Origin of the sequence: Bowmanella pacifica (assembly GCF_014645355.1) — a bacterium.
Lineage (GTDB): Bacteria > Pseudomonadota > Gammaproteobacteria > Enterobacterales > Alteromonadaceae > Bowmanella > Bowmanella pacifica.
The window spans coordinates 581,006-593,382 of sequence record NZ_BMLS01000002.1 but is presented as its reverse complement, the minus strand read 5'-3'; the positions used below and the strand labels follow the sequence as shown (position 1 = coordinate 593,382).

The following is a 12,377-nucleotide window of genomic DNA, read 5'->3' as shown; positions in this document are numbered from 1 at the left end:
TCTTTATAGTTTTTCAATCCAGTTCTGCATTTCGTCCATACTCTGATAGGCCGTCATATCGACGCTCAGAGGAGTAACCGAGCAGTATCCATTGGCAATAGCGTGGAAATCGGTACCCGGACCGGCATCCTGCTCCTGACCTACTTTACCATACCAGTATATTTCTCGTCCCCAGGGGTCCTGGCTTTTCAGCATGGACTCGGCGCGGTGGCGTCGTCCCTGACGGGTAACCTGGATACCATTTAACAGCTCATAGGGAACATCTGGTACATTGATGTTTAAAATTTGATCCGCCGCCAGCGGATGTTGACCTAAATGGCGGATAATGTCACAGGCTACTTTGGCAGCGGTGGCGAAGTGGCCGTTTTTTTGCTGACAGAGTGAAACCGCGATGGCGGGTAATCCCATATAGCGCCCTTCGGTGGCTGCCGCCACTGTGCCCGAGTAGATCACATCGTCACCTAAGTTTGCACCGTGATTAATGCCGGAAACCACCAATTGTGGATCATCCTGCATAAAGCAGTTGATGCCCAGATGCACACAATCTGATGGCGTGCCGTTCACCGCATAAAAACCGGTATTCATTTGCTGAATTCTCAGCGGCTGTTGCAGTGACAGCGCATTACTCACACCACTGCAGTTGCGATCCGGCGCAATAACAGTGACATCGTGCTCTTTGGCCAGCTCGGCATGCAAACTGGCCAGCCCTTGTGCATGTACGCCATCATCGTTGCTGAGCAAAATACGCATGGTTTCCCCTTAGTCCTGATTGGGTACCGGGTTAAACAGTTCCCTGGTCACGGCAGTGGCAAAGCCGCCGGCTTGCAGCCTGAAACTCAGGGTAAGTTGCTGTCCTGTTATCTGCCAGTTAAGGGCGTCAGGATACTGCAACAGCGCACGACGTTCTTGATTTAAGCCAAGTGCTGCCAAGCCCTCACACAAGGCTTGATGGCGAGCGGCAACAGCGGATTCAAAAGTCAGAGCCTGATGCTGACTGGCAAGCGGGCCTTTACCCCACATCGGTGCACTGAATTGTATATCTCGCTCTTGCAAGCGTTGTTGTAATTCCTCATTCCATTGGTCGGCACAGAAAAAGCTGTTGCTACCTTGTAGCAGCATCACATCGCCATTCATCCCTTGTGTGCTTGGAGTATCGGTTAGGCGGCAGCTGACAAATTCGTTAAACAGCCAGGAGCGTAGTGCCGAGATGGCCATGCTGCGCTTTTGTCTGTCACGTATGGTTTCACCTTCCAGCATACGGACGCCGAGGAACAGATTGCCATTGCGGTTACCAAAACGTTGCTCGCCGAAATAATTGGGTACCCCATCATTAAGCAAAGAAAGCCTTTCATTGACTTCATCGGGATGACTCAGCTCACGAATAATCAGTTCAAAATCATTGAACTTGTGGGTACCAGTGCGTAATTTTCTGTTGTGACGAATGGCCTTAAGTATTTCCACCCCTGGCATAGCGAAACTCTGCCAGTCCGGGTCTTGTTTGCCTGGCAAGTGCAGGCCAATCCACTGTTCGGTTACCGCGTGTTTGTCTTTACGTCCGGAAAAGCTGACATTGCGAGGATGCACACCGGCAAAACGCGCCAGTTGCTCGGCGACATTGGCGGTGTTCAGGCCGGTTTTACGCACCCACAGGTAGATATGTTCTCCTTCGCCACAGGGCTCATAGCCAAGTTGTTCGCGCACGATAAAATCCTGCGGCTGCTGTTTTAGCAGCCCCGTACCAGCGGGCTTGGCATATAAGTAATGCCAGTGTGATGTTTCCAGATTCAAGTTTTATACCTTTTCCAGTAATACCACCGCGTGGCATCCAATGCCTTCTTTGCGCCCGGTGAAGCCGAGTTTTTCTGTGGTAGTGGCCTTAACATTGATCTGGTCTTGCTGCGCGTCCAGATCTTCGGCGATATTCTTACACATGGCATCCACATGGGGTGCCATCTTGGGCGATTCGGCCACGACGGTAACGTCCAGATTTCCCAGCCTGTAGCCTTTCGCTTTGATCAGTGAAAACACATGCCTGAGTAATTCGCGACTGTCTGCGCCTGCGTACTGTGCATCGTTGTCGGGAAAATGTCGGCCGATGTCCCCTAATCCCAAGGCGCCCAGTAAAGCGTCACAAATGGCATGCAGAGCGACATCGCCGTCGGAATGGGCCAGTAATCCCTGTACATAATCAATCTCCACGCCGCCGATAACTATCGGTCCCACACCGCCGAATTTATGTACGTCAAAACCATGACCAATCCGTATATTCATAGGAAGCTCCTGCCATTCTTTAATAATTTGCTAAGGTAAAATTCTGCCAGCATAAGATCGATGGGCTGTGTGACCTTGATATTACAAGGGTTGCCTTCTACCAGTTTTACCGGTTTCCCCGCCCACTCCATGGCGGATGCCTCGTCGGTGATCACCGCGTTAGCGTTCAGCGCCAGGGTCAAGGCTTCCCTAAGTTCTGCAAGGGGGAAAAATTGCGGCGTTAATGCATGCCATAGATGACTGCGGTCAAGCGTTGTCGCAACGAAGCCTGCAGCGTTGGCTTGCTTCATGGTATCCCGCACGGCATAAGCCAGGATGCCGCCTTGTTCTTCGTCGGCCAAGTCCAGTAAGGCATCCAGATCCTGATGGGGTAAACAAGGCCTGGCAGCGTCATGGACTAATACCCATTCGTCATCGATAGCCCTAAGCCCGGCTAGCACCGAGTCGGCACGTTCTGCGCCCCCATTCACACGAGTCAGCCAGGGGGCCTGAGCAATAGGTAAGTCGGCAAAGTAAGGGTCATGGGGATGCACAGCAACGACAATATGCTTTATGCGTGGATGGGCAATCAGGTTGTCCAGACAGTGCTCAAGCAGGGTTTTGCCCAATAACGGCAGATACTGCTTGGGCATGTTTGAGCGCATGCGCTTACCGACACCTGCAGCCGGTACAACCACGGTAAATTGTTGTTTCGATGGTGGTGTCATTGTTCGGGAGGTAATATTCGGTAAAAGGTTTCGCCTTCTTTGATCAGGCCCAGTTCGTTGCGGGCACGTTCCTCTATGGCTTCAAGACCCAACTTGAGATCCTGAATATCGGCTTTAAGCAGATTATTCCTTTGCTCCAGATTGGCATTTTGCATTGCCATTTGCTGAGCTTCTTCTTTCATCTGCCAATAGTCGGGAATGCTGTGTTTGCCAAACCAAAGGCGGTATTGCAGCATGCCAAGCAAGGCAAGAAGTACCAAGCTTATCCATTTCATGCCTACCACCCCCAGTTAAACGATGCAGGTATTATGCAGGCACAATAAAACCAAGTCTAACCCTTATCGGCACATCTTAACCTCTGCAGAGATGAGGCGGCGAATGTGGTTTATGCTGACATCGCAAGTCGCCTTATAGGCAGCCCAGGGTTTACAGCCTCAAACACCTTATAAACGCCAGCACTATTATCGTCCGGGCAGTGATTGCACAGCCACCTTATGCTGTTATTGTGCACTTGTGCTGCTGGCGCATTAATCTATGGCTAGTGCTAAAAAGCGGTTTGGGTCGACGACAGCAAATTCATCCATAAAATCTCGCTTATACATGGAGAAATCAGCGGCGCCAGAACATGGGGAGGAATAGCGCCAAAACAGTGAAATATTCCAGGCGGCCGAGGATCATGGCCCCGGATAGCAACCAAATGCCGCTGTCGCTAACCGGAATGAAATTACTGCCTACCTCGCCAAATCCCGGCCCAAGTACGTTGATGCAGGCGGCCACCGCCGTAAAAGAAGACCAGAAGTCCAGTCCAGTGAGCATCAACAACAAGGTCAGAACTAATGATGAACCCGCGGCGAAGGACATAAAGCCCATTACCGCATCGCGTACATCATTGGCGACTTCATTCCCCTGATAACGCACCGGCAATATTGCCCTAGGGTGAATCAGTTGCTGCATTTCGCGGCGGATAACCTTAAACGTGATAATGTCGCGAATAATTTTATTGCCCCCGGCCGTGGAGCCGGCACAGCCGCCAAGGTATGCGCAGATCACCAAAAAAAGACCGCTGGCAGGGGGCCAACTGGCGAGATCCGCTGCACCAAACCCGGTACTGGTAATAAAAGACACCACATGAAACGCCGCAAAGCTAAGTGACTCCCAGGTGCCATAGCGCTGCTTAGTGAGAAGGTAAAGGCTTAGCAGCAGAGACAGACCTATTACGATTAGCAGGAAAATACGAGTTTCTTCATCGCGCCAGTACAGCCTGGGACTGCGACCATTGAGTACCCGAAAATGCAGAGCAAAGCTGATGGCCCCAAGCAGCATAAAAAGGTTGGAGATAGCCAGCAGGGTATGGCTTTGAAAGTGCCACATGCTGTCATCGTGGGTAGAAAAACCACCGGTGGAGACGGTACTCAGGCTATGTGCAATGGCATCAAAGGCGTCCATGCCGCCAACATAATAAGCCAGTGCGCAAAGCAGTGTAATCAGCAGGTAGATAAACCACAAATAATGGGCGGTATTGGCGATGCGAGGTGATAGTTTGTCGTCTTTGATGGGGCCGGGAGTTTCAGCCTTAAGCAGGCGCATTCCGCCCACATTCAGCATAGGTAATACCGCTACCACGAAAATCACTACACCCAGACCGCCCATCCACTGGAGAAACTGACGGTACATCAGAAAGGATTTGGGCATGGCATCCAAGCCGGTGAGGATGGTCGCGCCCGTGGTGGTCAGGGCGCTGACTGACTCAAATACCGCGTCGGTAAAACTGACACCGGTAACCAACATGACAGGAAAGGCTCCCAGCACACCTGTTAAGGCCCAGGTTAAGGTGGCAAATAGCAAGGCGTCACGAAAACCGATGCGGCTCAGGTTGGTGTGCTGTAAAAAGACGTTGATCACCAAGGCCCCAACCAGCATGAAACACGCCGGTTCGAAGAATTTCGCCGCCATTTTGTCGCGAAATACCAGTAAAGATAATAAGGCAAACACAAGCTGGACAACGCCCATCCAGAGCATCGGCATGGCCAATAGTTTGATGACCCGGTCCAGCTGTACCACCTTGCTAGTCCTGTGGCAGGCACGACTGGGCAATCAGCCGATGCGTTATAGGGGTGTGTAATGCCCGCAAAATAACAGGGACTCAAATTATTGTTGTGTAACCTTAATTTACAACATTCAGAGAAGGTTCGACGTAAAAGTTGCGTAAAAAAATACCCAGGGTTTGTCGGCATCAGAGGGGCACTTCACCCTCTGATATTGGCTAAGGGTAAAACAAAAACGCCGGGTGGTGCCCGGCGTATCAAGGGTTACAACCACCCTTTGTATTTGAAGAGTAGATAGGGGGTGATCCCAGATAAGACCATCAAACCTAATGCCCAGGGATAGCCCAGCATCCATTGCAGTTCTGGCATATGTTCAAAGTTCATGCCGTAGATACTGGCTACCAGCGTAGGAGGCAGAAACACTACGGCGGCAATTGAGAATATTTTGATGATTTGGTTTTGTTCGATATTGATAAACCCCTGTGTGGAGTCCATCAGAAAGTTAATCTTGTCGAACAGGAAGGTGGTGTGGGCCATCAAGGTGTCGATATCGCGCATAATTTCCCGGCAGGATTCATTTAATTCCGGGCTATCTCGCAGGTGGCGCAACAAAAACGAAATGGCTCGCTGGGTATCCATCAGACACAAGCGAATTTTACCGTTGCTATCCTCGGACTTAGCTAACTGGGCGATGGCTTCTTCCAGATCTGAGCCTTCCTCCTCCAGCACCAGATAACTGGTTTTTTCCAGATTACGGTGAATGTCTTCCAGATTATCCGCCAGGTTTTCCACTTTCTGTTCTAAGAGAGTAACGAGTAACTGCGCTGGTGAATGGCTTTCTACCTGGCCACGCCTGGCACGCATACGTAGCAAGCGAAAGTCGGCCAGTTCGGTATCGCGGATAGTGATTAAGCGGTTGGGCTGTAAAATACAGGCGACCGAACTGGTTACATGGCGTCCTTCGCTTTGGGTCAGAAATAAAGAATGCACATGAATACCGGCCTGATCGACGAAATAGCGGGCAGAGGCTTCAATCTCTTCCATTTCGTCCAGCTCTGGCAAATCCAATCGCATCATCTGCTCTAAGGCTTCCCGCTCTTCGTCTTCGGGTTCCTGAGCATCTAACCAATGGGCCTGAGGTAGAATATGAGCCAGCGGCGTTTCTTCTCCTGCTAGCTCGCGAATCAGGCCGCGCTCAATTCTAAACAGTTTCAGCATGGCCAACCTCCTAGTGAGAGATAATTCCGTAACCCAGATACCCAGTGTAACCGAAATAGACGCCTATCAATACCAAGCCTTCCAGACGGGTAATTCGGCCAGGTCCTTTGATACCAATCGCCATTAACAATAAACCCACAGTCAGTGCCAGCATGAGTGCCCAGTCACGGGTCAGTACTTCCGACTCTACGGCCAAGGGGTGAATACCGGCGGCGATCCCCACCACAGCCAATGTGTTAAAGAGGTTGGAACCAATGACGTTACCAATGGCCAGATCATGTTCGCCTTTCTTGGCCGCCATAATGGAAGAGGCCAGTTCGGGCAATGAGGTACCTATAGCTACTATGGTCAGACCAATAATCAGATCGCTGACACCCAGAGATTGGGCAACGGTGACGGCACCCCATACCAGCATGCGGGAGCTTAGAACCAGCACCAGCAGACCAATAACCAGCCACATAATGGCCAGTTTCAAAGACATGGGGTGGCTGTCTAATTCGTCATCGACTTCGCTGGCCAGAATGTCCTGACGCTGGCTCAAACCTTCTTTAATGGACCAGCCCATGAGTCCAAGCAGAACCACGAGTAGAATAATTGCATCCAGACCACCAAGGTGTCCGTCATAAATCAGCCAGCCAGCCAATAGGGTTACGACCAGGAGAATGGGCAACTCCTTACGGATAATCTGAGATTGCACGGCAATGGGCGATATAAGCGCAGTCACACCCAAAATCAGGGCGATGTTGGTGATGTTGGAGCCGTAAGCGTTACCTAGTGCCAGACCTGGGTTACCGTCTGATGCCGCCAGCGCTGATACCACCATTTCCGGTGCCGAGGTGCCAAAACCTATAATGACAATGCCAATTAGCAGAGAAGGCATGCCCATATGTTTGGCCGTGGCAGCCGCCCCTTCGACAAATTTGTCTGCGCTCCATACCAGTAGGACCAGTCCTACCAAAATTGCCAATGCTGCCATGGTCATAGTGTTCTCCTGTGGATTTGCGCGCCTTTGTACCTTATGGCGCGTGTCAGGTAAACGGCTTCAGGGAAAAATACCGGTGATTGCCGCACGATATAGTCTGTTTTTGCCGGTTATTTGGTTAGTTCGCAAGGCGTTGCTGTCATCAGTCAGACTCCTCTGGGATCGGGCCTTGATCGCCTTGTAGCTCCTCATAGCCAATTAGTGCGCCTAGGCCTAGCAATATGCTGCCGGATATTCTGTCCTGCCATAAAGGAAACTGCGCATGCTGAGACAGCCAACTGCCCAGTTGATGGGATAGCAAGGCTACCAATAAATCGCAGGCTAATGCGATAAGCAGATACACCATGCCTAGCACCAGCAATTGGCTGCTGATGGGTCCGGCTTCCGGCCTGACAAACTGTGGTAAAAAAGCTAAGAAAAACAAAGCTGTTTTGGGGTTTGTCAGTTCAACCACCACACTTTGGCGAAAAATACGTGCCATGCTCCAGGGTTTAAGCCGGGTCTGCTGTTGTTGGGCCTCGGGTTTGGCCAGCAAATAGCTGATGCCTAAATAAATCAGATAGGTCGCACCGGCCAGCTTTAACAAGGTGTAGGCGAGGGGGGAATACTTGAATATGGCCGCCAACCCCAAGGCCGTGGCAATCACATAAATAAAGGAACCTATGGCCAACCCGCCTGCAGCGGCGACCCCAGCCCGATGACCCTGTGACAGGCTGCGCGCCATGATGTACAGGTTGGATGGGCCTGGCGACAAGCTCAGTAGCAGCGCGGCCAGTGAAAAGGTCAGCAGAATATCCAAAGAGGGCATCGGGTTACTCCTTATTTGGGCCTATGGCTTCGCCCCGGTAAAACAGCTGCCACTGTCCAGGTGACATTTTGTGCCATTGCTCGTTGCAAGTGAGTGGCTCGGTGGCGATAACCGTGACGACATCATTGGGTGTGGTTTCGCGGGTGAAGTCGATATCTACATCAATATCCGACAATCTGGCGATACCAAAAGGTGCACGACGGGTAATCCAGTGTAATTTCGTGGTGCAGTAAGCCAGCAGGTATTCTCCGTCCGACAACAGCATATTAAACACCCCCATCTGCCGCAGTATGTCGGCTTTTTTACGGATAAAGCTAAAGGCCTGACGGCGGCTTTTGGGTTTAGTGGGGTAGTGTTTATCCAGTTCGCTAAGTAAGAAGCAAAATGCCCGTTCACTGTCTGTGGTACCCACAGGGGTAAAGCGGGCAGTTGGCAGACTCTGGTGATCCTTCAACTGGCCATTATGTGCATAGGTCCAGTAGCGCCCCCATAACTCCCGGCTAAAGGGATGGGTATTTTCCAGTCCAACCCGGCCACGATTAGCTTGGCGAATATGGGCGACCACAGCGGTGCTTTTGATCGGATAGTCAGACACCAGTCTGGCCACTTCTGATTCATGGCTGGGCATAGGATCTTTAAAGGTACAGACCCCTTTGTTCTGATAAAAAGCCACGCCCCAACCGTCACGATGGGGGCCGGTGCGTCCGCCGCGCTCTCGCAGACCTTTAAAGCTAAAGCAGATATCTGTCGGTACGTTGGCCGACATGCCCAGTAATTCACACATAAAACAGTAAGATAAGAGGGAGTTGCTGGGTAGTGTACCATTCTGTAAATGGACAGCGTAACTGCTTGTGGATCTGATGTTGGGCCAGGTTTGTACCTGGCCCATAACATCCTTAGTCGCCGAGGCTCAGCAGCGTGGTGTTGCCGCCGATGGCGGTAATGTTGTTGGTACGGGTCTTTTCTGTCACAAAACGGGTCAGGTAGTGCGGGCCGCCAGCTTTGGGGCCGGTACCGGACAAACCTTGTCCACCGAAGGGTTGTACACCCACCACGGCACCAATCTGGTTACGGTTAATATACACGTTACCTACATTCACTCGCTCAGCGATATAGGCCGCCTTGGACTCATTTCGGGTATGAATACCTAAGGTCAGGCCAAAGCCAGTGCCATTGATATCGTCGATAACCTGATCGAGGGCGTCGGCCTGATAGCGCACAATATGCAAAATTGGGCCGAAGTGCTCTTTATGCAATTCGTTGATACCGCCAATTTCAATCGCTGTCGGGCAAACAAAGCTACCTGCGGCGGTGTCTTCCGGCATAGTGGCAGTGGCCAGCAGCTTACCGGTTTTACTGATGTTGGCAATATGTTCGTTCAGACCGCTTTGAGCGCGGGTGTCGATAACCGGACCCACATCGGTTTTATAGTGGATGGGGTTACCCACGCTGAGCTCCGCCATAGCACCTTTAAGGAGTTCGAGAATACGCTCGGCAACGTCGTCCTGTACATACATGACACGCAAGGCAGAACAGCGCTGACCTGCACTCATAAAGGCAGATTGAACGGCATCTTTAACCACCTGTTCTGGTAATGCAGTGCTGTCGACTATCATGGCGTTCTGGCCACCTGTCTCGGCGATCAAGGTGGCAATGGCACCATCCCGCGATGCCAGAGTGCGATTAATGGCTTTGGCTGTATCTGTACTGCCGGTGAAACACACGCCAGTGACGCGCTCATCGCTGGACAGTTTTCCGCCCACTTCACTGCCGCGACCCGGTAGCAATTGAATTGCGCCAGCCGGAATGCCGGCCTCCAGCATTAACTGCACGGCGCGGTAGGCCACCAGACTGGTTTGCTCGGCTGGTTTGGCAATAACGGTATTACCTGTTACCAATGCCGCCACGATCTGGCCGGTAAAGATGGCCAGAGGGAAGTTCCAGGGGCTGATACAGGCGAATATACCGCGGCCTTGCACAAACAACTCGTTCAGTTCGCCGGTTGGGCCAGCCAGCGGGCCATGGTAGGCATGCAGTTTGCGGGCTTCGATAGCGTAGTAGCGACAGAAATCCACCGCTTCGCGTACTTCATCTATACCATCCTGTAGCAGCTTACCTGCTTCCAGTGTACACAAGGCGATCAGCTCATGAGTATGCTGTTCCATCAAATCGGCGAACTTTTCCAGTGCCTCTGCGCGGGTTTCTACCGGTGTACGGTTCCACTCGGGAAACGCCTGGTAAGCTGTGGTAATGGCCTGCTCGGCAATCTTAGCATCGGCAAAATGTATAGCGCCGATTTGCTGGCTGCGATCCTGTGGTGAGTATACTTGTACTAATTCACCTTCATGCAGTGTTTTACCATTGATGATGGGGCCGCCTTGCCACTGTTTGCCTACAAAACCGGTAACGGCGTTCATAAAAGGTTGAAGCATAGATTCAATATGCAAGTTGGTACCTTCGGAATTCTTACGGTTGATAAAAATCTGGGTCGGCAATGGGATCTTGTCATTGGCCAGACTGGGCAAGTGCTGGAGACTTTCCAGCGGGTGATTTACCAACGAAGAAATCGGCGTGTTGGGATCAACCAGCTTATGTACAAAGGAACTGTTGGCACCGTTCTCCAGCAGACGGCGCACCAGGTAGGGCAGTAAATCCTTGTGGGCACCGACAGGCGCATAGATGCGTACATTGGTGCGGCCAGATTGGCCTAATACGCAATCATACAGCTCATCTCCCATGCCATGCAGGCGCTGGAATTCAAACTCGCGCTCTCCCGCCATTTTGCGAATGGCCACAACAGTGTGCGCGTTATGGGTGGCAAACATCGGGTAAATGGCATTCTTGGTGTGCTCACTTAACAAGAAACGCGCGCAAGCCAGGTAACTTGCGTCTGTGCTGGCCTTGCGGGTATAGACCGGATAGCTGTCCAGACCCATTTGCTGACACAGCTTGATCTCGGTATCCCAGTAAGCACCTTTTACCAGGCGAACCGGAATCAGATCGCCCTGTTCCCTGGCCAGTTGTGCAATCCACATCAGTACGGGTAACGCCCGTTTAGAGTAAGCCTGAACAACGATGCCCAGCTGTCCCCAGCCCTTAATTTCGGGGCTTCTGTATACCTTTTCGATGAGTTTTAGCGACAGTTCCAGGCGGTCTGCTTCTTCTGCATCGATGTTTACGCCAACATTGTGGCTGCGGGCCAGGGCGATCAGCTTAATCACGGACTCTGCCATCTCGTCCAGCACGCGGTCTTCGCAGGCTACTTCATAGCGTGGATGTAAGGCGGACAATTTAATCGAGATGGTGGGCGGCGCCGGATAGTCGTCGCTGATGTTTTCTTTACCTATCGACTTTATGGCGTCCGCATATGCGGTCCAGTACTTGTCAGCATCAGCCATGGTCAAGGCGGCTTCGCCCAGCATGTCATAAGAATGGGTGTAACCCAGCTTTCGCTGTTTGCGGCTGGCCTTGAGGGCTTCTTCAATCGTGCGACCGAGCACAAATTGCTTACCCATAATTTTCATGGCGGCGTACATGGCGTTGCGCACTACAGGCTCACCGAGACGGGAAACCATACGGTCAAGGACAGACTCACTGATGCTGCCGGAGGATTTATCCAGATGGAAGAGTTTACCGGTCAGCATCAGGCCCCAGGTGGAGGCGTTGACCAGTAAAGAATCACTTTGGCTGAGGTGCGCGCGCCAATTAGCGCCGGACAGTTTGTCTTTAATCAAGGCATCGGCAGTACCGGCATCTGGAATACGCAACAAGGCTTCAGCCAAACACATCAGGATCACGCCTTCATGTGTATCCAGACTGTATTGTTGTAGGAAGGCGGAAATACCATCGCCTCCCTTAGCTTCCAGACGAACCTGTTCCACCAAGGCGGTGGCTTCGGTACGTATTGCTTCCAAACTTTGTTGATCGGAAGGGATCAGGCTTAGCAGCTCCTGCAGATAGTCGTTTTCGTCAACGATATAGTTGCTGCTGATGATAGCCGGCAAGGCGGCGAGTGGCGGCAGCTGATAGCTGTCATTGAAGAGTTCACTGGCTTTAAACATAACAAACCCACTCCAGTAACACTGGGCCCAGGCCCTAAACAAACCGGGTGTAAGAATTAAGCAACCAGACACCCACCTAATTTTTCGCGGAGTATATAGGCCATATTGCTTATTGTATACAAAATGCAATGTACTTTTTGGACGGCCCTTGCCCTTATGCTGACAGCGCTAGAAACAGCTGTTGAGGCTGTGATTGAAAACCCTGAAATTACAGCGTTCTAGCGATGTTTCGCTGTTAGCATGGGCAAATAAAAAAGCCCGGTAAAGACCGGGCTTATTGACTAA

Annotated in this window: 11 protein-coding genes; all 11 read right to left on the bottom strand. The window is 51.6% G+C overall.

All coding sequences use genetic code 11. The features are described from left to right. Positions 1–3: 3 nt before the first annotated feature. Positions 4–750, bottom strand: coding sequence for a 5'/3'-nucleotidase SurE (gene surE / locus IEX02_RS08730; RefSeq protein WP_188693326.1), 747 nt, complete (start codon positions 748–750; stop codon positions 4–6). Positions 751–759: 9 nt separating this feature from the next. Then, on the bottom strand, positions 760–1,782 hold the full coding sequence (truD, locus tag IEX02_RS08725) for a tRNA pseudouridine(13) synthase TruD (protein WP_188694140.1): 1,023 nt from the start codon (positions 1,780–1,782) through the stop codon (positions 760–762). Between the two features lie 9 nt (positions 1,783–1,791). Further along, positions 1,792–2,271: a 2-C-methyl-D-erythritol 2,4-cyclodiphosphate synthase gene (gene ispF / locus IEX02_RS08720; protein WP_229702162.1), complete on the bottom strand. Its 480-nt coding sequence runs from the start codon at positions 2,269–2,271 to the stop codon at positions 1,792–1,794. Next, positions 2,268–2,978, bottom strand: coding sequence for a 2-C-methyl-D-erythritol 4-phosphate cytidylyltransferase (gene ispD / locus IEX02_RS08715; protein ID WP_188693325.1), 711 nt, complete (start codon positions 2,976–2,978; stop codon positions 2,268–2,270). The genes ispF and ispD overlap by 4 nt, the downstream gene beginning before the upstream one ends. After that, positions 2,975–3,253 (bottom strand): cell division protein FtsB, encoded by a 279-nt coding sequence (gene ftsB, locus IEX02_RS08710; protein ID WP_373284970.1) that lies wholly within the window; start codon positions 3,251–3,253, stop codon positions 2,975–2,977. Before ftsB ends, ispD begins: the two co-directional genes overlap by 4 nt. Positions 3,254–3,587: 334 nt before the next feature. Continuing rightward, positions 3,588–5,039, bottom strand: a complete 1,452-nt coding sequence (locus tag IEX02_RS08705; RefSeq protein ID WP_229702160.1) for a TrkH family potassium uptake protein — start codon at positions 5,037–5,039, stop codon at positions 3,588–3,590. 248 nt (positions 5,040–5,287) lie between these two features. Beyond that, positions 5,288–6,241, bottom strand: coding sequence for a magnesium/cobalt transporter CorA (gene corA / locus IEX02_RS08700; protein WP_188693317.1), 954 nt, complete (start codon positions 6,239–6,241; stop codon positions 5,288–5,290). A gap of 10 nt (positions 6,242–6,251) precedes the next feature. After that, the gene (locus IEX02_RS08695) at positions 6,252–7,223 is read right to left on the bottom strand and encodes a calcium/sodium antiporter (protein WP_188693314.1); all 972 of its coding nucleotides are present in this window, start codon (positions 7,221–7,223) and stop codon (positions 6,252–6,254) included. A 142-nt stretch (positions 7,224–7,365) separates the two neighbouring features. Beyond that, positions 7,366–8,031: a LysE family translocator gene (locus IEX02_RS08690; protein ID WP_188693311.1), complete on the bottom strand. Its 666-nt coding sequence runs from the start codon at positions 8,029–8,031 to the stop codon at positions 7,366–7,368. Between the two features lie 4 nt (positions 8,032–8,035). Continuing rightward, on the bottom strand, positions 8,036–8,815 hold the full coding sequence (locus tag IEX02_RS08685) for a class II glutamine amidotransferase (RefSeq protein ID WP_188693309.1): 780 nt from the start codon (positions 8,813–8,815) through the stop codon (positions 8,036–8,038). A 112-nt stretch (positions 8,816–8,927) separates the two neighbouring features. Continuing rightward, positions 8,928–12,092, bottom strand: a complete 3,165-nt coding sequence (putA, locus tag IEX02_RS08680) for a bifunctional proline dehydrogenase/L-glutamate gamma-semialdehyde dehydrogenase PutA (RefSeq protein ID WP_188693307.1) — start codon at positions 12,090–12,092, stop codon at positions 8,928–8,930. Between the last annotated feature and the right edge of the window lie 285 nt (positions 12,093–12,377).

Excerpts from the sequence above, each read along its gene's own strand:
- surE (WP_188693326.1), bottom strand. The coding sequence starts at position 750 with ATGCGTATTTTGCTCAGCAACGATGATGGCGTACATGCACAAGGGCTG.
- ispF (WP_229702162.1), bottom strand. The coding sequence starts at position 2,271 with ATGAATATACGGATTGGTCATGGTTTTGACGTACATAAATTCGGCGGT.
- ispD (WP_188693325.1), bottom strand. The coding sequence starts at position 2,978 with ATGACACCACCATCGAAACAACAATTTACCGTGGTTGTACCGGCTGCA.
- ftsB (WP_373284970.1), bottom strand. The coding sequence starts at position 3,253 with ATGAAATGGATAAGCTTGGTACTTCTTGCCTTGCTTGGCATGCTGCAA.
- corA (WP_188693317.1), bottom strand. The coding sequence starts at position 6,241 with ATGCTGAAACTGTTTAGAATTGAGCGCGGCCTGATTCGCGAGCTAGCA.
- IEX02_RS08695 (WP_188693314.1), bottom strand. The coding sequence starts at position 7,223 with ATGACCATGGCAGCATTGGCAATTTTGGTAGGACTGGTCCTACTGGTA.
- IEX02_RS08690 (WP_188693311.1), bottom strand. The coding sequence starts at position 8,031 with ATGCCCTCTTTGGATATTCTGCTGACCTTTTCACTGGCCGCGCTGCTA.
- IEX02_RS08685 (WP_188693309.1), bottom strand. The coding sequence starts at position 8,815 with ATGTGTGAATTACTGGGCATGTCGGCCAACGTACCGACAGATATCTGC.
- putA (WP_188693307.1), bottom strand. The coding sequence starts at position 12,092 with ATGTTTAAAGCCAGTGAACTCTTCAATGACAGCTATCAGCTGCCGCCA.